13 protein-coding genes and 1 pseudogene are annotated in these 21,680 nt (G+C 36.2%); 4 read left to right on the top strand and 10 right to left on the bottom strand.

Going from position 1 to position 21,680, the window contains the following annotated elements; genetic code table 11:
- Window positions 1-197: 197 nt before the first annotated feature.
- The 4 genes from ABVT42_RS10945 to ABVT42_RS10930 form a co-directional block, all read right to left on the bottom strand.
- Window positions 198-398 carry a transposase gene (locus ABVT42_RS10945; protein WP_353897884.1) on the bottom strand — a complete coding sequence of 67 codons (201 nt, stop codon included), beginning with the start codon at window positions 396-398 and terminating at the stop codon, window positions 198-200.
- Window positions 382-903, bottom strand: a complete 522-nt coding sequence (locus ABVT42_RS10940; protein WP_353897883.1) for a transposase — start codon at window positions 901-903, stop codon at window positions 382-384. The genes ABVT42_RS10945 and ABVT42_RS10940 overlap by 17 nt, the downstream gene beginning before the upstream one ends.
- Before the next feature lie 304 nt (window positions 904-1,207).
- Entirely contained in the window at window positions 1,208-3,151 is a 1,944-nt protein-coding gene (gene dsbD, locus ABVT42_RS10935) for a protein-disulfide reductase DsbD (protein WP_353897882.1), read from the bottom strand.
- 207 nt (window positions 3,152-3,358) lie between these two features.
- Complete coding sequence (locus ABVT42_RS10930) at window positions 3,359-5,167, bottom strand: response regulator (RefSeq protein WP_353897881.1); 1,809 nt, start codon at window positions 5,165-5,167, stop codon at window positions 3,359-3,361.
- A 322-nt stretch (window positions 5,168-5,489) separates the two neighbouring features.
- Here ABVT42_RS10930 and ABVT42_RS10925 point away from each other — a divergent pair, with 322 nt between their 5' ends.
- Together ABVT42_RS10925 and ABVT42_RS10920 are read left to right on the top strand one after the other, a co-directional pair.
- Window positions 5,490-6,008, top strand: a complete 519-nt coding sequence (locus ABVT42_RS10925) for an FxsA family protein (protein ID WP_353897880.1) — start codon at window positions 5,490-5,492, stop codon at window positions 6,006-6,008.
- Between the two features lie 102 nt (window positions 6,009-6,110).
- Window positions 6,111-10,583 carry an EAL domain-containing protein gene (locus ABVT42_RS10920; RefSeq protein ID WP_353897879.1) on the top strand — a complete coding sequence of 1,491 codons (4,473 nt, stop codon included), beginning with the start codon at window positions 6,111-6,113 and terminating at the stop codon, window positions 10,581-10,583.
- Window positions 10,584-10,643: 60 nt separating this feature from the next.
- Here ABVT42_RS10920 and ABVT42_RS10915 read toward each other — a convergent pair whose 3' ends face one another.
- Window positions 10,644-13,778 (bottom strand): DEAD/DEAH box helicase, encoded by a 3,135-nt coding sequence (locus tag ABVT42_RS10915; protein WP_353897878.1) that lies wholly within the window; start codon window positions 13,776-13,778, stop codon window positions 10,644-10,646.
- Between the two features lie 349 nt (window positions 13,779-14,127).
- Between ABVT42_RS10915 and groES the strand changes: the two genes are divergently transcribed.
- Both groES and groL read left to right on the top strand, forming a co-directional pair.
- Window positions 14,128-14,415 carry a co-chaperone GroES gene (groES, locus tag ABVT42_RS10910; RefSeq protein ID WP_353897877.1) on the top strand — a complete coding sequence of 96 codons (288 nt, stop codon included), beginning with the start codon at window positions 14,128-14,130 and terminating at the stop codon, window positions 14,413-14,415.
- Between the two features lie 45 nt (window positions 14,416-14,460).
- A complete protein-coding gene (groL, locus tag ABVT42_RS10905; RefSeq protein ID WP_367023784.1) occupies window positions 14,461-16,107 on the top strand; it encodes a chaperonin GroEL in 1,647 nt (548 codons plus the stop codon).
- Between the two features lie 154 nt (window positions 16,108-16,261).
- On the opposite strand, the gene ABVT42_RS10900 is transcribed toward groL, so the two are convergent.
- From ABVT42_RS10900 to ABVT42_RS10880, 5 genes and pseudogenes are all read right to left on the bottom strand, one after another.
- The gene (locus tag ABVT42_RS10900) at window positions 16,262-17,827 is read right to left on the bottom strand and encodes a hypothetical protein (RefSeq protein WP_353897876.1); all 1,566 of its coding nucleotides are present in this window, start codon (window positions 17,825-17,827) and stop codon (window positions 16,262-16,264) included.
- 101 nt (window positions 17,828-17,928) lie between these two features.
- Window positions 17,929-18,962, bottom strand: a pseudogene (locus tag ABVT42_RS10895) (IS3 family transposase).
- A 196-nt stretch (window positions 18,963-19,158) separates the two neighbouring features.
- Window positions 19,159-19,746 carry an HAD-IB family hydrolase gene (locus tag ABVT42_RS10890; RefSeq protein WP_353896675.1) on the bottom strand — a complete coding sequence of 196 codons (588 nt, stop codon included), beginning with the start codon at window positions 19,744-19,746 and terminating at the stop codon, window positions 19,159-19,161.
- A 12-nt stretch (window positions 19,747-19,758) separates the two neighbouring features.
- Complete coding sequence (locus tag ABVT42_RS10885; protein ID WP_353896676.1) at window positions 19,759-20,943, bottom strand: hypothetical protein; 1,185 nt, start codon at window positions 20,941-20,943, stop codon at window positions 19,759-19,761.
- Entirely contained in the window at window positions 20,940-21,671 is a 732-nt protein-coding gene (locus tag ABVT42_RS10880; protein WP_353896677.1) for an SDR family oxidoreductase, read from the bottom strand. Before ABVT42_RS10880 ends, ABVT42_RS10885 begins: the two co-directional genes overlap by 4 nt.
- Between the last annotated feature and the right edge of the window lie 9 nt (window positions 21,672-21,680).

The following is a 21,680-nucleotide window of genomic DNA, read 5'->3' as shown; positions in this document are numbered from 1 at the left end:
TCGACCAGGAAGTGATGGCGTATTTTAACATTTCTGGTCGAAAAGTGAGTTATTAATTAGAGATTTTTTATTAAATTTCAGAGTGTTAAGCTGTTTTTCAGGGACGACTATGTAGGTGATTGACTGTAAAGTGACTGTCTTTAATTGGCCGGTCTTTAATTGGCTGAACAAATTAAGAGGAAGCTATTATAGCTGGATCAGTTTATTTTGTCATAAAGAGTTTGTTGTTGAAATAGCTCATCAACGGAGCAGTGTTTCTTTCGCCTGATGGCTTTAGCTTGTGCCCATTTCTTTTCAAGAGGATTTAAATCAGGACTATAAGGTGGTAGCCACTGTAAAATACATCCTCTTTTTTCAATAGCCTGACAAATGTCTTTACGTTTATGAAAACGTCGCATTGTCCATCACAATCACCGCATCAGTTGGCACCTTGGGTAATAAATCCTGAGTTATCCTGGCATGAAAAACATCGGTATTAATACTTCCGGTAAATAAACTCAAGGTAACAAATGTGTTTCTGATAATTGCACCAATCGTATTAACACGACCTTTAGCATACCAATTGTGAATACCGTAGCAGCGTTTACCTTTATCCGCATAACCATGAGTACGCGGTGCGGATTGGCTAAAACCACTTTCATCCAAATAAACAATAGGCTTACCAGCTTGTTCATATTGCTTAAGTTGTTGCTGGAATAGCGTACGCTTAGTTTCATCTGCTTTAGGGTGTGATAGCGTTTTTTTATAGCTTTTGTTCAGTCGTTTTAAGGCATCGTGAATAGTGGGTTGTGATACACCAAAACGCTTAGCATGTTCCCATTGATAGTCATCGGGAAAGTCCTCAACATCTTTTTTCAATGTCTCCAGGCAAAACTTTATACTCGGCCTGTTTTTTTCGCACAAGGCTCAACTTTTTTATTCCAACGAAGCAGGCTTCGTATTGAAATATCAAAATGTGAGCTAGTTTCCTCAAAAGTTAAGGCGTGTTTCTTTTTATAAGCCAGAACATGTCGGCAAAATTCGGTTGGATAAGTCATTTGGTTATTATGCCACTATAAACCTATTTAGCTATATTAGAGCACAAACCAAAGGATATCAGTATATATCTTTTTATCATTTTATATACTCTTTCGAATTGAAAAAGCATCTGAACATTATTTGAATAATTATTTCGACAAAAACCAATATAAACTATTTATTGGACTCTCTACTTAAAAGCAGCATTAATTCTTTGTACAAAAACATCAGCTTTTTCAAATCCGATGGCGCGCAGGCGAGGCTCTTCTTGTCCTTGTTTATCGAAAAAGAGAATACTTGGTAATCCGCGAACATCATAATGTGCCATTAAAGCTTTATCGGCCGCATCATTGGCAGTAACATCAGCTTGAATTAGCACACTGTTTTTAAGCGCAACTTCAACACGAGGATCGGGAAAAGTTTTTTCGGCAAATTCATAACAGGCGGTACAGCTTTCTGCAAAGAAATCCAGCATGACTGATTGGCCTTGGGCATTTGCATTTTTAATTTGCATCTGAACATCTTCGATCGTTTTTACGGATATAAATCGATCATGAATACTGCTAGAAGCTGTTGCATTTAAATGGGTAGTTGCACTATTACTTGATAAGCCTGCCACATTAATATTTTCTAGTGGTGCTAATAAACGTCCATTACCTAGTGATGCACCGATAATTAATATGATGCCATAGATGAATAAAACTAAGCCGATTCCTTTCCAGAATTTTTGTATATTGGTTGTTACCGCGCTCAATGCGCCAAGATAAATCGAAGAGACTATGAGTAAAATTGACCAGGCGAGTAAATATATAGGCCCAGGGATGAGATGCTTAGAAATATAGAGTGCCATACCTAACATTCCAACACCAAATGCTGCTTTTACTGCGTTCATCCACTGGCCACTTTTGGGTAATAATTTATGTCCACCGACCCCAACCAGTAAAAGTGGAATGCCCATACCAACGGCTAAAGAATAAAGCGCAACACCGCCAATCACAGAATCACCGGTTTGGGTAATGTAAATTAACACTCCAGCTAAAGGAACAGTGACACAAGGTGAAACAACTAGAGCCGACAAAAATCCCATTACACCAGCGCCCCAATATGAGCCGCCTTTTTGGCTGTTAGATATTTGATTCAATTTATTTTGCAGGCTGCTCGGTAATTGCAATTCGTAAAAACCAAACATTGAAAACGATAATAAAACAAAAATAAATGCTGCCACCAAAATAAAAATGGGTTGTTGTAAAGTATTGCTTAATGAGCCACCGAGCATACCGACAATAATCCCCATTATTGCATAGGGAATTGCCATTGATTGTGTATAGACCAGCGACAAGGAAAATGAGCGCTGGGTAGTTGCATCTTTACCCTGTCCAACAATAATACTTGATAAAATAGGAACCATGGGTAAAACACATGGTGTAAAAGCTAAACCGATACCTAACAAAATAAAATAAAAAATAATTTCAATTAAGCTTTTATCGGTTAAAAAATTAACTACTTTTTCTTGTTCAGGAACAAAGACTTCGTCATTTTCAGAATTTAAAGTGTTTTTTTTTACTAAGACCGATTGACTGTTTGCTTGCTCAACTTTTGTTTGATTAACTGCAGCGGTAGTGACACCTTTTTCAACCTTGGGCACGATATTAGCCGCAAACAGCTTCAGCTGCTTTTCTTCTGGTGGATAACATAGACCGGCTTCAGCACACCCTTGAAAGGTGATATTAAAGTCAAATTCATTTTGATGCGCTTTAAATGGAATGCTGATTTCGACATGCCGATAATAAACTTCAACATTTCCTAAATATTCATCGACTTTTTTCTTACCTGCGGGAATATAGGCTTCACCTAATGTTGCCCCGTTTGCCGAAAAAGCGAACCGACTACGATACATATAGTACTCTTGTGCAATGGTAAAACGCGCTATAATTTCATTATCGATAATTTCAGTATCGAGCTTAAATGCATCGTCAACTTTTAAGAAATCTGACTGTGCCGCAAATAATTGTGACAAATCAGCTTCTTCGGCTTGAAGTGAGGTAAACGGACTACTAAAAAAGCTCAACAGCATTAAAAATAGTGCCAATATAGAAGGATTTGCAGCTTTTTGTGGATTAACAGGCTTCATCATATTAATTCTTGTCAGTTTGATTAAACAGTATTTACGTCAGTTAACAGGCTTAAATAAAACAGATTAAAATTTAAGCTTCAATACTCAGCCAGATGATAGCATCATTCATCTTGCAATGAGCATTATTTTGACGTCATTCGACAGGGTTTGTTGCAAATTAACTAAATTTTTTCTTATAACATCTTTTTTATACAACTTTTCTATGACTTAATTCGTATGAATCTGGTCACCGCCATTAGCCATGGCAGTATGCAAATTGTTGCGCGCCAATTCAAACCATCGATGAGCATCCCAATCAATTGATAAGACTGCAAGCCCTATACTGATCGTCAGTTTTTGCTGCTCATCGTGCCAGTGGAAAGGTAATTCGGCAAAGTGTAACCGAACTTCATCCATAATACTTTTCCAATCTGCTGGCGAACCCGTCGAAAGTATCACTCCCAATTGACCAGTTTCGAGATGACCAATAATATCGGTTTTTCTAAGCCGCTTTTTTAATAGTAACGCTAATTGCGATACGCCAATGTTGATTGCGGAGTAATTCGCGGCTTTAATTAATTCATCCGCACCATCAAGTTGAATAACGGCCAAAGCAATATTTCGACCATTGCGTGAAGTACGTGCAGACTCTATTGAAATATTTCTTTTAAACTCAGCACTGTAAGGTAATCCAGTATCTGGATTAACACCAATTTGTGGATTAAGCAAACGAAAGCGTTTGGTATATAGCCCGGCTAAAAACATCAGCTGCTCTTTGTCCACAGGCTTTACAATAAATGACGTACCGCCGGCTAATAACGCCTGATTTTGCTTACTGTTGCTTTCTTCCGCTGACAAAAAAATAATCGGCAGGTAAGTGAATCGGGGAATTTGTCGAATAATACGCGTCAGCTCAATTCCCGAGCAGGTTGGCATTTGCATGTCCATTAATATAGTTTCGGGCTCAAATCCTCTGAGTGCATCAAACAATACGGTGGGATCTGTGACGATTCTTACGTCGAAATGCCCTTTAGACAGCACTTTTTCGTAAAAACGTGCCTGCGCTTTTGAGTCTTCCATAATTAATACACGATAAGGCGTATCTTCTTGAGTTTCGGTCTGTTGCTCAATTTGTTCTAATAATCCCGAAATGGAAACAGGCTCAACTAAAAATCCGGTACCGCCACTGCGCAGTCCACGTAATCGCTCTTGTTGATTATCTCTTTCAGCAGTAAATATGAGAGGCATACGAACCTGCTCAACCTCATCGTCACTTAACTGCTCGTTGGTGTCGGCTAAATTGAGTGAAGCAATAATCACACTTCCGGGGTCCTCTATCGCCCACTGCTTTGCGGTGCCCAATGACTCGGTAAATTTGACATCAACGCCAAGCGACTCGAACTGCTGTTGTATCAAATGAAATCGCTGTGGGTCAGCATCAGCAAAAATTACGGTATTTTTTTCGAGCAAAACCCTATGTTCACTCAGAATAGACATAGATGTCTGTCGCTTTGAAGATTCACCGATTGTGCTGTCTTTTTCTGTATCAGAGGTCTCGGTAACGGTCTTATCTGGACTTTCTGTCTGGTCGGATTCGGCCGATTCTTGTTTAGTTTGTTGGTTAGTAGAGTCAGCGGAATTATCTGTTTGTTCAACAGGCAGATTTCCAGGCTGCATCACTTTTTGTTTATCATGCAATGATGCTTTTTCAGGTCTTACACCGAGTTCAAGCTTTTCAGAGTGTTCTTGTAGCTTTATTGACAAACGCTTTAACAATGGGCGCTGAGTTTCGAGTGCTTCATCACTTAGTGACAACTGGCTTAATAACTGATTTAGCAGCTTGGCAGTATTGTCATATTGATGAGCCAGACAGGATTCACGAGTTTTATTTACCTGTGAAAGCAACGCCTTAACTCTCAATGGCTCAATTTTTTGAGTTAACATATCATTTAGCAAGCGTGAAAACTGACGTAGCTTTACTGGGGTTCGGCGTAAAAACTGTTGACTGACTTCACTCGTTATTTGACTGTCTGACATTGGATATTATTTTTCGCTGCGATTACTAATTACTTTATCAATTATAGGTAGGAATGAAAGCTTTAATCATAAAAACTGCCAACACAGTCGGCAAATTTATCTTAAATTCCCAATATTTACCAATTATTGTGTGAATAATAGCATAGTTAAAAATCAACTCGGTCAGGTTAAAATCTAGCCCTAAGGTACGATGATATGAACCAACCTTGAATTTTGTGCATATGGTATTATTTAATGTTAAAGGATTATGATTTAATTACTATTAATTTATCAGATACTGTTCAATCAATAAACCAGACACAATGAACCTAAAGGATATCCATTGAAGATACTGCTTATCGTTTTTATTATTGTCCCGATAATTGAAATTGGCGTTTTTATCCAGGTTGGCGATCTGCTGGGTCTAGCCCCCACCTTGATTATCATTTTGTTTACTGCCGTTTTAGGTGTCCACCTACTCAAACAACAAGGCTTAAAAACCTGGTTTGAAATTCAAAATAAATTAACACAGGGTCAGATACCAGCTCAAGAAATGGCGTCCGCAGCACAACTACTTTTTGCTGGCGGGCTATTATTAACCCCCGGATTTGTTACCGATGCAATCGGTTTTTTACTCATGATTCCCATGGTTAGAATTGCAGTAAGTCATTATTTGTACAACAGATGGTCACAAAGAATCGTTTCTGGAGAAAGCCACCAGGCTCATTTTAGTACTCAATATACAGTTTTCACAAAACAAACACCAAGCCATACATCAAAAAAATCTAATATTCAAGAATCATCCTCTAATCGTACCATTGAGGGCGAGTTTGAAGAAAAGAAAAGCGACTCAACTGATTAGCGATAAGGACCCAACAACCTGGTGTTTAGTTGCTATAATTTAACTAATTATAATTCCTTGATTTTTTTGTGGCCGATGCGGGTAAATCTCAAGCATATATTGATGCTTTTTCTATTTGTTACTTGTAGCAAATTATTCGCCTATACCACTGTTAATCTAACCCAAATTGATACTGATCAAGGGTTAAACCAGAGCGAAATTATTGGCTTGATGCAAGATAGCCAAGGCTATATCTGGATTAATACCCTGCAAGGCATTAACCGATTTGATGGTTATCGCGTAACCAATATTCCCAGTCCTGACAATATTCTGACAAATCACTATATTGAAATGGCATTTGAAGATTCTTTTGGGTTAATCTGGCTAGGTGTGGCACCCGAAAATAATTACTACCTTGATAAAGAAAAAAACCAGTTGATCCCGGTGAAACTTATTGCGCCCGATGATTATAAACTGGAATTTGCCATGTTTAATCGTGCGGTCGAAGATGAACACAGTAATATCTGGTTCGCCACCTATCAGGAAATTTTTTATTTCGATCGACAGTCCAATACTTTTCACTTTATTTTGCCCTTAAATTCATTGTTTAAAAATGAGAATTATGAGCACTCAATTCGGCATTTACTCTTAGTCGAAGATTATTTGCTGATTGCAACTTCAAATGAACTTTTTGCACTGAATTTGCAAAATAATAAAACCCATAGAGTTTTGCATACTGATCAGGAACCACAACACAAAGATCAGATAAACGTCAAATATTTGCATAAAAATCAGCATGGAAAAATACTTGTTGGTACCGTTGCTGGATTATATGAAATCGATCCCAAAGCCATCACAATGGCTGATAACGAACAATATTCGGGCAGAAAAATAGTTTCTGACTTAAATATTTGGAAAATCATTGAAAAAAATGATTTTTATTATTTAGCAACAGATCAAGGCTTATATAAACTTTTTAAAAATGGACAACTGGAATTTATTTTTAAATATTCGGATACAAAGTTTAATACCAGTGACGATGATATCGTTGCAATGATTGAAGATAATGAGGGAAATCTGTGGTTTGGCTCTAAGTCTGATGGGGTATTTAAATGGCGTCCCAATGATGCAATCAGTGCTTATTACTGGACAGGTAATCAGAGTGGCTACCAATTAACAAACGATGTCGTTTTTTCAATCACTCGAACGAATAAAGATACGATTTGGATTGGTACTCAGAATGGTTTAAATAAAGTCGACGAAAATACTGGTCAGGTAACCCAGCTATTATTTAACAAAGACGAAAAAGCAACTTATAGTGATAGTACTATTTTTTCCATGGTAAAAAATCAAAATGAGCTTTGGTTAAACACTGCCTATGGAATTCGTGTATTTGATTCTCAATCATTAAAAGAAGTAAATAAAGTTTTTCCAGAAGAATTAAAAACGTTATTTAAAAAGCCCATCTATAGTATCTATTTTATCAACCAAGAAACGCTGGTACTTTTTAATGATACAGGTATGTATCTTTATAATATTCATATCCAAAAACTAAATTTGGTTGAATCGACTGAAACCAAAGGAGATATAAGAGCTGAATTATTTGATGTTTTCTCAACAGCTACTGGAAAACGAAATACTTATTTTTTGGCAGGTGTTGATCGACTAGTCAAGTATTCATTTGATACGGGCCTGATAACACCATTTCATTCACTATCACAAAACAAAAGCTCTATGACAGGGCCTGCTGATCTATATCGTGATGGCAACAAACTTTGGGTAACTTACTCAAACTTTGGTATTTTTGTGCTTGATGCAGAAACCGGAAAAGAAATTAAATTTTTCAGCGAAGAAGAACTTGGTGTAAACACAGCGATGGATATCTTTCCTGACAAGCACGGAAATCTTTGGTTTACCGCGAACAATGGATTATTGAGAATTAATAAGCTAAATTATCAAGCACGCTTATTTAACAGTAAGGATGGCTTTGCTACCAGTGAATTTAATGGAAAAACCAAACTAGTGCTTGATGAAGATAATGTTTTTCTCGGAAGTGTCAAAGGTGCGGTAAGATTTTCACCAAATAAATTGATCAACCGCAAGTCTAGAAAAATATCGACACATATTACGGGGGTTTCACTAATTACCAAACCCATCGATTACCTTTATTCCGGCTTCGATAATCATAAAATAACCATGGCGCATGATGATTTTGGGTTAAAACTGGAGTTTTCTGCACTACTATTTGACAAGCCAAAACAAGTAAAATATAAATACTGGATAGAAGGCGTTTCTTCTATTCAACCGACAACACTGGAAGAAAGTGAGCTTTTTTTAGCTTCATTTAACCCCGGTAAAGCCGTTATTAATATTAGTGCTATTGATTATGAAACGGGCGAAGAATCACCGCCGACACAACTAACAATTCTTACTAAACCTGCTCCCTGGCTTTCTACGACAGCTTATTTAACTTATTTATTGATCATTACGATTATTGCATCAATTTATTTTCATCGATTACGCATTAGAAATCGCGCACGCGAGATTGCACACCAAAAATTAAAACATAGTGAAGAGCGCCTTAATTTAGCTTTACAAGGTAGCAACAGTGGTTTGTGGGATTGGCATGCAGATGACAACTCGATTTACGAGCCGCGTCTTGCTCATAAGAACAATGAAATTATTCCATTTAATGATCGCATGGGAGCAATTCATCCAGAAGACAGAGAAGAATTTAAGGAAGCTTGGGAAACATTTCTCGCACAAGGAAAAGCCGTATTTAATCACGTATATCGTATGAAAAATAATTCTGACAATTGGATCTGGTATCGTGATATGGCAACAGTCTCTAAACGAAATATTAAAAATCGAGCCATTCGTGTTACTGGTACCTATACAAATATTACCAAAAGCAAACGCGATAGAGATAGAATGCGTCTTTATTCTAAAGCCTTTGAAAATACTCGTGATATTGTTTTTGTATTAGATGAGTATCGGAATTTAATTGCAGCTAATCAGTCCTTTTATAAAAAAACCAATAAAACAGTGAATGAAACCATTGGTAATAAGGTCGATTTTATTATTGATAATAATGGCAGTGACAAACTTATTGATAAGATTTTTAAAAATATTGAAGCGGGCTCACACTGGGAAAGTGAAGGCAACTTGATTCTGAAAAATTATCGCGAAATTCCAGTCATCATTAATGCTTCAAGTTTTACTATTGGTTTTCGACAAGAAAACTACGTGTTTGCATTAACCGATATTAGTAAACAAAAAGCCGCCGAAGCAGAATTACGAAAATTGGCCAACTACGATTTATTAACCGGTTTACCTAATCGCACACTGTTACTCGATCGGGTAAAACATGCCATTGATCATTGTCGCAGAAAAAACAAATCTATTGCGATTTTATTTGTTGATCTTGATCGATTTAAACGAATTAACGATACACTGGGCCATGATATTGGTGATTTATTACTTTCAAAAGTTGCCCGTATATTATTTAGAGCTGTTCGCGAAGATGACACCGTTGCTCGAATCGGTGGAGATGAATTCGTCATTGTACTTGAAGATCTTCAAGATCTCAGCGCTATCAGTCATGTGGCACAAGATGTCATTGAAAAAATGAAAGAACCCATTCGGTTAAATGAAAATCAGATTGCTATTTCACCCAGTATTGGTATTTCGATTTATCCCAATGATGGCGAAAATCCTGAGCAATTATTAAAACATGCAGATATTGCTATGTATCATGCCAAAAAAGCGGGCAGAAATAATTTTCAATTTTATGAAATCACTATGAACCTGACTGCTCATAACCGATTGATGCTGGAAAATAAACTCAGAGAAGGTTTGTTGAACGATGAGTTTTACCTGGTCTACCAACCACAGTACGATATACTAACCGGGCAAATAAAAGGCATGGAAGGCCTAGCACGTTGGCGAACTGCTTCAGGTGAGGAAATACCACCGACTGAATTTATTCCTTTAGCTGAAGAGCTAGGACTAATAATTACCATGTCGGAAAAACTTTTAACTCAAGCGCTTTCTAATTTATCTGCCTGGCATGAAAGTGGGCTACATATTGGTATGGCCCTGAATTTATCAGCCAGACATTTACATCATTACGAGCTAATTCACTTTCTTGATGAGCTTTTGGTAAGATACCCTATCAACCCAAATTTATTAGAGTTTGAATTAACCGAAAGTGTTTTAATGGAAGACACTAGTCGTGTGCAATCATTATTTGAAAAACTTGCTCAAAAAGGAATTGAGCTGGCGCTCGATGATTTTGGTACAGGCTACTCTTCTTTGCGCTACTTAAGTCAGCTACCTATTAAAAAGCTGAAAATTGATCGTAGTTTTGTTTCAAAAGTCGGTGAAAGCAGTAATGATGAAGCAATTATTCGTACAATAATTTCACTCGCAAAATCACTCAAGCTTAAGACGGTTGCCGAAGGCATTGAAACTAAGGAACAGTTAGAATTTTTACGCAACGCGGGTGCTCAGGTTGGCCAAGGCTATTATTATTCAAAACCGCTTTCATTATTCGAAATTGAAATGCTAATTCGTCAGGAAATTATTTATAATTAATCGTTTTTTCAAACAGTTTAAAATAATTGGCTGAGTTATTTAACGTAATAATCAAGGCGCTTAATTTTCTAACGGTGCTAATAGCGTTTGCCAGTTTGCTTGATTAAAGATGTCTTGTGTCGCTTGATTACGATAAATGTGTTCGGCTAATTGAGACTTCTTTTGTTGCATCATATAGATTTTTTCTTCAACTGTACCACGGCTGATTAATTTATAAATAAATACTGGTTTATTTTGGCCAATACGATGCGCCCTATCACTCGCTTGATTTTCTGCTGCGGGATTCCACCAGGGATCGACATGAATAACAGTATCGGCTTGCGTTAAGTTAAGTCCGGCACCGCCTGCTTTTAAACTGATTAGAAATACTGGAATTTTACCTTGTTGAAAGCGGTCAACAATTTCCCCTCTATTTTGCGTTTTACCGGTCAAAGTCAAATACTCAATACTTAACTCATCTAATAGTTCAGCGATTAAATCTAGCATGCTGGTAAACGATGAAAAAATCAGAATTTTTTGATTATTTTCGATCATCTCGGGCACTTTTAGCGAAAGCCACTTAAGTTTTGCAGAATGTTTCCAGTGTTTTTGGCTTTGTCCCAAATGAATTAATGCAGGGTGACAGCAAATTTGTCTGAGTCTTAATAAAGCCTGACCAATTAAAATTTTATTTTTACTTAACCCAGAATTAGCCAATGCAGTTTGCACCTCTTCAAGCATACTCATTCGAATCGTTTCATACAAATCTGTTTGATTATCTGTTAAACCAATATACTCATCAATAATTGTTTTATCCGGCAAGTCGGCGGCAACTTTTGTTTTAGTTCGTCTCAACATGAATGGACCTATTCGCTGTGCCAGAATTTTTTGACGAATTAAATCATTATCTTTTTCGATAGGTTGTCGAAAAAGCTTTTTAAATTGGGATTCTTTTCCTAAAAATCCTGGCATCAAAAAATTAAATAATGACCAAAGTTCACCCAAGTGATTTTCCAGCGGAGTTCCAGTTAAACAAAGACGATAGGTTGCGCGCATATGATATACAACTCTGGCAATTTTGCTGCGTGAGTTTTTAATGGTTTGCGCTTCATCTAAAATTAAATAGTACAAATCTAGTTGGTTAAGTTGTTCAAAATCTCTCAGTAATACGCCATAACTGGTGATGATAATATCAGTATTGTGTAATTCGTCATGCAGGCTTTTACGTTTTACTCCTGACCAGACTAAAACGTTGAGCTCAGGTGTAAAGCGCTTTATTTCGGTTTGCCAATTACCGAGTAGACTCGTTGGCGCAACAATTAAAACAGGCTTTTGAAATCGCTCTTGATTTTTTTCTATTTGCAAGTGTGCAAGTGTTTGAATGGTTTTACCAAGTCCCATATCATCAGCAAGAACCCCCCCCAGACTTTCCTGACGCAGAAATTGTAGCCAACTGACACCATCCAGTTGATAGTCTCTGAGTTTAGCCTTAAGATTTTGCGGTGATTGAACTTTTTTCAAACATTTAATTGATTGCAGTTTTAATGCTTTTTCTTTCAGCCACTGTGCATCGACCCACTCTGAATCCGTACCGAGAGTTTGTTCTAACAAGTTAATTCTTGAGTATTGATTCAGTGAAAGCTTCAGCCGTTGATTGATATTAAGTGGCGATTTTTCAGATAATTCAATTAAATTATTAATAATATTTTGCAAACGGTCGGTGGCAATTTTTATTTTTGTACCATCATCAAGTTGAATGATGCAATCTTTAATAAACTCGCTGACAACCCACTGTTCCTGATCGAGCATTTTTACAATATAGGGTAATATGTTAATCGATTGTCCATTAACACTTACCCCAACTTCAAGCTCAAACCAGTTTGGTTGTTCCGATTGCTCGGCCAAGGTCACTTTAGTATACCAATCATCCACTCGCTTTTGATTTAGCTCGAAATTATCATCAAATCTAATTCGCCATCCTTCACACTGTAATCCACGAAACAGCACAAACCAATGAGATAAGTCACCTTCTAAATATCGATCGACTAAGTTAAAGTGTTGACTAACGGGCCTTTCAAAATGACTGGCGATACCTGGAATGCCATCAACCTGATGGACAAAAGCAGCTATTTTTTCTAAGCAGATTGCCTGTTGCGGTTGATTAATTGAGAGGCCACTATCGAGTATTTCCTGTAAACCAATAAGCTGCTCATCAACCTGAAAGGCAATCTGTGCAAAATGCAGTTGTATAATAGTATTGTCTTGAAATGAAGCATGATACCAGGGTAAATAGGTTTGCTCGCTAGATATGGTTAAAACAGGGCTGATTGTTTCAGCTTTGAGTAGAAGTTCTATCAAGGGGGCATTGTAGCCTTTCTGCTGGTCAAAGTATAAAATTTTGCTTTTGGCTTTATCCAGACTGACGTTAGGGGTAATTTCGAGCTTCTCACTGTTTTTGTGTGTGGTCTTTTCCCAAAGTAATGAGTGCCTATGGCAACTACGCCAAAAACAGCGAGTAGAAAGAATGATTTTTTTTAACAGTGCCTCACAATCAGGAAAAACTAAACGAAGTTGATTTGAATTAATCACCATCTCGCTATGTTGTTTAATTAATCGTCCAATTTCAACTAGTATTTCCTGATCTGTAAGACTGACAAACTTAGGAAGTTTAGCCTTTTCCATTAATGACCAATCCAGTTCTGCTTTACGCTTAAACTCATTTTGAGTGGTTAAATAGGCTTTATGGATTGATACACTAAATCCACTGTTATCATGATCGAGCAGGTAAACAACCCGATGCCTTGCCATATTAGGAAATGGGTCACAAACCTGGCGTTTACACCAGCGTTTTAAATAGTGATATTCTGATTGATAATTTTCTGTCGATTTGACAGGCGGTGGTAAACGCTCAAGCCGAACCTTGCTCTCAATAGCAAGAGCAGCGGCATGTCGACAGACAGACTCTTCTTTTTTAGCCGCATCACAGCTACAGTTGACGGTCTGGCGCACATCTTTAATTGGCCACATTAATTGAGTTTTGACTGGCCGCCCCATATCGAAAAAGATTCCTCTGATTAAATCTTCATCTTGTCGGTATTGCCAATCCATCAACGCATCGTCAAGCAGCACCTGGATCCCTTCGAACAGCCTTATTTTATCGAAGTGTTGGCTGAGGTGATCTACCGGGCCTTTGTATATTAAGGGTCGAACGAGCAATGGTTTTCCCTGAATCGATAAACATAACTCAAACTTGATCCAAAATCTTATCAAGATTAGTTAACAAGAGATACCGTAATTAAAACAAAATTGATGACAAATTAACGAATTATCCTGATATCCAATCTGGATTATTAAAAATCACACAGTTGCTGGATAAACAATAGCCATTTCGATTATCCCTTGTAAATGTGCCGATTTTCATATCACCTAACCAAAAAGTCTCCCAATGAATAAAAAAATTTGAAAATTAGCACTCTCAAGGGTTGAGTGCTAAAAATTCGCCCCCATATAGTCCGGCGAATAAATTTACAATTAATATTGATTCATTCATTTAGGAGAACAATCAATGAGCATACGTCCTTTACATGATCGCGTTTTAGTAAAACGCCTGGAAGATGAAACAACAACAGCTGGCGGTATCGTTATTCCTGATAATGCGAAGGAAAAACCAAGCCGTGGTGAAATTCTGGCGGTTGGTAATGGTAAACACTTAGACAATGGTGAAACTCGCTCTCTTGATGTCAAGGTTGGCGATAAAGTTTTATTTGGTAAATATGCTGGCAACGAAGTGAAAGTTGACGGTGAAGAATTATTAGTGATGCGCGAAGACGACATCATGGGAATCATAGAGTAAGTAACCACTTACAATAGAACTTAATTTTGATAGAGGATACAAATAATGGCTAAAGATGTAAGATTTGGTGATGACGCTCGCTCACAAATGGTTACTGGTGTTAACATTTTAGCAAATGCAGTAAAAGTAACTCTTGGTCCTAAAGGCCGTAACGTTGTTTTAGAAAAATCGTTTGGTGCACCAACCGTAACTAAAGACGGTGTTTCTGTTGCTAAAGAAATCGAATTAGAGAATAAATTCGAAAACATGGGTGCTCAAATGGTAAAAGAAGTTGCTTCGCAAACTTCTGATGTTGCAGGAGACGGAACAACAACTGCTACTGTACTTTCACAAGCTATTTTAAATGAAGGCTTAAAATCAGTTGCTGCTGGCATGAACCCAATGGATCTGAAACGTGGTATTGACCAAGCAGTTAAAGTAATCGTTAGTGAGCTGAAAGCATTATCAGTTCCTTGTGAAGACAGCAAAGCGATTGCGCAAGTTGGTACAATTTCTGCCAACTCTGATGCAGATGTTGGCGAAATTATCGCAACAGCTATGGAAAAAGTGGGTAAAGAAGGCGTTATTACTGTTGAAGAAGGTTCAGGCTTAGAAAACGAACTCGACGTTGTTGAAGGCATGCAGTTTGACCGTGGTTATTTATCACCTTATTTCATTAACAACCAAGAAAGTATGTCAGTTGAACTAGAATCACCTTATATTCTGGTTGTTGACAAGAAAATTTCAAACATCCGTGACTTGCTTCCAGTACTCGAAGCAGTTGCAAAAGCCAGCAAGCCACTATTAATTATTGCTGAAGACGTTGAAGGCGAAGCATTAGCAACTCTGGTTGTTAACAATATGCGCGGTATCGTAAAAGTTGCAGCTGTTAAAGCACCTGGATTCGGCGATCGTCGTAAAGCCATGTTAGAAGATATCGCAATCTTAACTGGCGCAACTGTCATTTCAGAAGAAGTGGGTCTAAGCTTGGAAGGTGCAACTATCGAAAGCCTAGGTACAGCCAAGAAAATTTCTATTACTAAAGAAAATACAACCATTATCGATGGTGCTGGCGCAGCTGGTAACATTGAAAGCCGTGTTGAGCAAATTCGTCGTCAAATCGAAGAAACTTCTTCAGATTATGACCGTGAAAAGCTACAAGAGCGTGTTGCTAAACTAGCTGGCGGTGTTGCCGTTATCAAAGTTGGCGCTGCGACCGAAGTTGAAATGAAAGAGAAAAAAGCCCGCGTAGAAGATGCATTACACGCAACTCGTGCAGCGGTTGAAGAAGGTGTTGTACCTGGTGGTGGTGTTGCGCTAGTTCGTGCAGCAGCTAAAGTTGGCTCTTTAACTGGCGCCAATGATGACCAAACGGCTGGTATCCATATTTTATTAAGAGCTATCAATGCTCCATTACGTCAAATTGTTAACAATGCAGGTGAAGAAGCTTCTGTTGTTTTAAACAATGTTGCAAATGGTGAAGGTAACTATGGTTACAATGCAGCAAACGGCGAATACGGAGATATGCTGGAAATGGGTATCCTTGATCCAACTAAAGTAACACGCAGTGCATTACAGCACGCTGCATCAGTTTCAGGTTTAATGATTACAACTGAAGCCATGGTAGCTGAGTTACCAAAAGAAGACTCTGCGCCAGATATGGGTGGCATGGGCGGAATGGGTGGTATGGGCGGAATGCCTGGAATGATGTAAATATCATTCTCCACAAAAAACATTCAAAAGGCGTTCAATGAACGCCTTTTCTTTTAGCTTTAATTTGAAAAAATGACATCTTCTCGATGTCATATATTTAATCGTAAGCGTCTAACTAAAGCTGTGAAGTTCTATTAAAAGAAAGCATATAAAATTAGTTACTCATTTCTGAGAATTGAAAATATACCTCATTAGGTAAAGTTTTAGTAAAAAGAACTATTTTCTCTAATATCCCTTGGTATGATTCTTGGTTAGTCACATAAAAAGAAACTTCACTGTAAGCTGGAGTAATTTTTTTCTTACCTAAGTGCAGCTCTCCTATTTTAATCCATTCTGAAGGGATATCATTAAACCATTCATCATAGATCATGACTAAATTAACATTTGCAGTATTAATTAGATCTTGCTTCCAATTTAAGTAATCTGGATTCAATCGAGAATTCAATGCTTTGAGCGACCCTAAGCCCCATAAGTCTAAGACATAGTTATTATTATTGTAGGATACATATCCTAGATCATTTACAGCGATTGGTTTATTATAAAAATCTACCGCAAATCTATGCATTTGATATTGTTGTTCATAAATATTATTTGAAGCTATATGAATAGTAGATAGTCCATAGATGTATGGCGCACCTACTGCCATAAATATACCGCCGACAAAAATCAATACCTTAAATAAAGTTAAATCTAATCTATTTAACTTTGATATCTCTTTAGCTATTAAAGGTAAAAACAGATAAATGTTGACTGTAATTTCAAATGCTAAAATGTATATTTCATACCGATTGTACCAACCGTAACGCCCTGCAATAAAATGCAGAAGAACAGCAATTAATGCTACTAGCGCTAATTTCTTTTTCTTAATATCTTTAAACCAACATAAATATGATAGAATACTTAAAGCTCCAATAAACAAAATCGTACCTTGGCGATTATTTATTGATGCTTCTAGATTAGAAAAAATATGAGTCCATGCTCCTCCACTTTGTACTATGGGTGACTTTGCCACTACTGAGCTTGGAAAAGCATCTAATCCCAAAGATATGAGAAAAACAGAAAAGCTTCCTATAAATAAAACTGTAAGAAGTAAAGTAATATTCGCTATATTAAATCGCCTACACATTACGAGATAAATAATGGCTGCTAGAGAAATTGCCATACATTCATAGCGTATTAGTGGTGCAACAACTATTGCAGCTAACCACCAAAACTTGACTTCATTTTTTTCAATTTCAATCAATAAACCATAAATAATCAAAAGAACTATTAAAAGTTGTAGAGAATGCTCCATACCTGTAAATACCAAACCCACCATATTAGTTGCAAGTATGAAAGAAATAATAATTATTGAAAAAAAAATGCTTCGAATATAATCATATTTAATATAGACGGTTAAATTTAGAATTTTCGAAAAAATATAAACACTAAATAGCGTAGAGCAAAGATTTATAACAAGCACCCCATAGGGAGTCGATGATAAAGGTGTAATAATAAATGGCCATAAAATACTTGAAGAAGGAGCAGAAAATTCATTGACATTAATACCATAATGTCCGAGCTTAATATTTTCTGCTAATGCCATATGTATATAGGGGTCATCTAACGTAAAGACAAATAAGCCATCATTTAAAACCAAAATATTAATAATTATTGTTAACATCAAACATAATAAAAAAACTATACTAACTAATAGTGGGTAGTTTATTTTTCCATTCATAATATTTTTAAAAACTCCTAATATTACCTATATAGGATATACTCCACTACTTAATATTATGCAGCGGTTATTGATCTTGATCCATTTTCACGGACACTTTGTTAAGCAACGGCTTCAAACTCTGCAGGCGATCGATAGCCTAGTGTTGAGTGAAGTCGTTGCCGATTATAGAACACTTCGATGTAATCAAAAATGCTCTGCTTAGCTTTTTCTCGAGTTCGATAACGCTCATGGTACACCAACTCATTTTAATGCGTGATAAAAACTTTCCATTACCGCATTATCATAACAGTCACCTTTAGCACTCATCGAGCATCGAATACCATTTTCCGTAAGAACCGACTGATAGTCTTCACTGGCATATTGCATACCTCTATCCGAATGATGAATTAAGTTCGGCTGTGGTTGACGAGCTTTAATCGCCATTTTCAGTGCATCAAGAACAAGCTTTGTTTGCATGCGTTCAGACATCGACCAACCTATGATTTTTCGTGAGTGCAAATCAATCACCGTTGCTAGATAAAGCCATCCTTCATCGGTCCATATATAAGTAATATCGGCTACCCAAGCAATATCAGCTCGAATAGGTGAAAACTGACGTGCTAATAAATTGGGAGCAACAGGCTTGTTATGCCGACTGTTCGTGGTGGCTTTAAAGCGCCGTTTACTTTTAGCTCTTAACCCTAACTCTCGCATGATGCGAGCAACTCGTTTACGACTCAAAGAGATACCCTCCCTTTTGAGTTGTGCATGAATACGTGGCGAGACACGCTTAGCATCTGACACAATCGGCTAACCGAATGAAAGAGTCGTTGTTTTTCAATAAACGCATACTTCACTTCGGCTCGTTAGCAAAGAATGCTGTCGGCTTTTTTAATATGTTCCGTTCTTCTCGCAAACGAGCATTTTCCAGTTCTAGTTGCTTAATCTTGATTTGCTCTGGTGTTAGCGAACTGTCTTTTTCCACTGTGTCGGATAATGGCTCAGCATACTTTTTACGCCAGTTATAAAGCATGGTTGAGGCAATATCTAGCTCTCTTGCTATTTGCTCCATTGTTTTATCAGAACTATTGGCAAGCTTCACCGCTTCTATTTTGAATTCTTTAGTAAAATTTCTTCTTTGTTTCTTTGACATATAAACACCTATTCGGATATTTTATCCAATTAAATAAGGTGTCTGTCAAATAAGGGCAAGATCATATCTCCTAATACAAAAAAAAGCATTTTTTTTCAAAATTATTTTTACAATTTTAACACAAGTTAAATTTAAGTCTCATATTGCTTAAGCATTAACTCAAGTGGCCTGAAATTATAAGATGATAAAAATCAGATTATTGAAAAGGCTTAAAGTAAGCGTTGTTAGCTAATTCAAGCATTTCTTTATCTCCTCGACTATCGCCATAAGCATAAATCTCATCGAACATAGAAAGATTATACTTTTCTCTAATACGATTAACTTTTTCAATTCCATGGCAATTCCTAGTTTTAAATCTTCCGGTTATTTTATTATTCTTAACTTCTAATTTTGTACCAATTAAATCAATATTATTTTTTTTGCACCACTGTTTCAACCAACACTCTATAGATGCTGTTACGACAACCACTTTATGACCTTGCTGTTGATGCCAGACAATAGTTTCAATTGCCTTCTTTTTAACAATATTTTCAATTCTATTTTTAGAATAGTTATCTGAAATATTTTTAAATCTATTTCTCTCATACCCTGCAAAAAAGTAAGAAATCAGTTTTTCTTTTGCAGTATGGTTAGAAATCATCTTCAGCTTAAAAGCAATAAATATAGGAGTTAATAGCATTATGCCATAATAGTATTTTCGATTACCCACTGAAAACTTAATAAAGTCAAACAAGGTATCTCTTGAAGTTATAGTTCCATCGAAGTCAAAAAGGGCAATTTTCATTACAATATAGTTTTATTTAAATAAATTAAACTTTACAGCTTGATGCTTTTTCCAATATAGAAAACACATAATAAGAAAAAAAGTATAAATCAAAGGTAAGTATATTCGAACGACTCTTATATAAGAAATATGTAAGATATACTCCAAAAATATAAGTAGCATGCCAAATAGAAACAGAATGGCTAAAGAAGATTTAAAGGTAAATAAATCAAAGTATCTCCCTATAGTGAATGCAATTCCTAATCCCGCCGAAGAAATGATCCAAAAATCATAAATTTTCATGCGTGGATTCAATAATGTTATTACAATTAAAGCCATAAAAAAAAGTATTTTTTGCAAATCTATAGCACAATAAATATGCTTAGATATAAGCCGATATATATACAAAGCAAGAATAGATATTGATATAACGAAGATCACATGAAAGAGTAATGCATAATATTTATCGAAAAAATATCCAAAAATGAAGTAAGGCGCATATCCTACATCGCGTCCAGCACGCTCTGAATCACCAATAGCTTGAGCATGTAATGAAAAAATAAAGTCATCATATAATTCAGGGGTAAATACCATTTGAGAAAGAAAAACAATAGTAAAAACAACTATAGTCAACAACGAAAAGAAAAAGTATTGTTTTTTATTGTCAGTCCAAATAGTAAAACCTAAAATCAAATAGGCTAATAGGTAGGGTTTAACTATAGACGCTATTAATATAACCATCAAAAAATAAAACAAGCTTCTTTTAGTTTGACAAGAAGCAATACCAATAATCAAAAAGTGTAAAAATAAGGTTAAATTTCCTGTCATAATAGAGTGAATAAAAAATTCATTCACAAAAGCTCCTGCTGACATAATTGAAAAAACAAATAGCTCTTTAGTTAATTTATTATTAAGCAGGAAGAGCAATACGCCACCATAAAAAAGCAATAAAAACAATGAGAGATTTGATCCAAAAAATGAAAAAAAAACTAAAACATAAGGAGAGTATACAAACCTTAACTCATTAAACTCACTATAAGCTGTTACACCAGATAAAAATGCACTAATTGCAGTTGAGTATAGTTCAAGATCCCAAAAGTAATTTTTCCTAAAAAAAACTAAAGTTATCAGAGAAAACAAAACTCCAGCTATAAATAAAATATTTTTTATTTTATCTAAATTAGGGTAAGATATCCCATTAAAATTTCCTTCATTCATATATCCATCCCCTTAAATCTCCACTCTGGTATTATTTTTATTGCAAGCATTATCCATTTCCAAAACCACTTTATATAAATTATATTTTTCTTTTTTTGTTGTGCATTATAAATATCTTTTGCCACTTCTTCAGGTTGTGCAGTTAGCTTTTTTGGTAAATCCATATTCTTTGTCATTTGTGTATCGACAAAACCAGGTTTAACCGTTAAAACATGAACATTAGAATCATATAATGCGTTTCTAAGTCCAGAAAGATAAGTACTAAAAGCAGCTTTGGCAGAACCATAAATATAATTGCTTTTTCTCCCCCTATCTCCGGCGACGGAACTGATTCCTATTATAAAACCATCACCTCTTTCTTTAAAATCATTCGCAATAATATTTAATAAGCTAACTATACCAGTATAATTTGTATTGATAATTTCTAATGACTGACTAAAATCTTTAATGGCAATATTCTGTTCCCCCAAATATCCAACCGCACATATGACACCAACAGGCTTTTCAACTAAAGAGCTATAAAAGTTAAAGTGACTATCAAACTTTAAAATATCCAACTCAATGAATTTTACACTCTGTTGTGTTCTTACATTAATATCGTTGGCAAAACCTTTTAAATTATCTGCATTTCTAGCTGCCAAATACAAATCATATCCTTGCTTTGCATACTCTCTAGCAATTGCTTTAGCAATATCACTACGGGCACCAATAATTAATACATAACTCATTTAAAATAC

Origin of the sequence: Aliikangiella maris, from assembly GCF_040719265.1 — a bacterium.
Lineage (GTDB): Bacteria > Pseudomonadota > Gammaproteobacteria > Enterobacterales > Kangiellaceae > Aliikangiella > Aliikangiella maris.
This window is presented reverse-complemented; position numbering and strand designations above follow the sequence as displayed.

Excerpts from the sequence above, each read along its gene's own strand:
- ABVT42_RS10945 (WP_353897884.1), bottom strand. The coding sequence starts at position 398 with ATGCGACGTTTTCATAAACGTAAAGACATTTGTCAGGCTATTGAAAAA.
- dsbD (WP_353897882.1), bottom strand. The coding sequence starts at position 3,151 with ATGATGAAGCCTGTTAATCCACAAAAAGCTGCAAATCCTTCTATATTG.
- ABVT42_RS10930 (WP_353897881.1), bottom strand. The coding sequence starts at position 5,167 with ATGTCAGACAGTCAAATAACGAGTGAAGTCAGTCAACAGTTTTTACGC.
- ABVT42_RS10920 (WP_353897879.1), top strand. The coding sequence starts at position 6,111 with ATGCTTTTTCTATTTGTTACTTGTAGCAAATTATTCGCCTATACCACT.
- groES (WP_353897877.1), top strand. The coding sequence starts at position 14,128 with ATGAGCATACGTCCTTTACATGATCGCGTTTTAGTAAAACGCCTGGAA.
- groL (WP_367023784.1), top strand. The coding sequence starts at position 14,461 with ATGGCTAAAGATGTAAGATTTGGTGATGACGCTCGCTCACAAATGGTT.
- ABVT42_RS10900 (WP_353897876.1), bottom strand. The coding sequence starts at position 17,827 with ATGAATGGAAAAATAAACTACCCACTATTAGTTAGTATAGTTTTTTTA.
- ABVT42_RS10890 (WP_353896675.1), bottom strand. The coding sequence starts at position 19,746 with ATGAAAATTGCCCTTTTTGACTTCGATGGAACTATAACTTCAAGAGAT.
- ABVT42_RS10885 (WP_353896676.1), bottom strand. The coding sequence starts at position 20,943 with ATGAATGAAGGAAATTTTAATGGGATATCTTACCCTAATTTAGATAAA.
- ABVT42_RS10880 (WP_353896677.1), bottom strand. The coding sequence starts at position 21,671 with ATGAGTTATGTATTAATTATTGGTGCCCGTAGTGATATTGCTAAAGCA.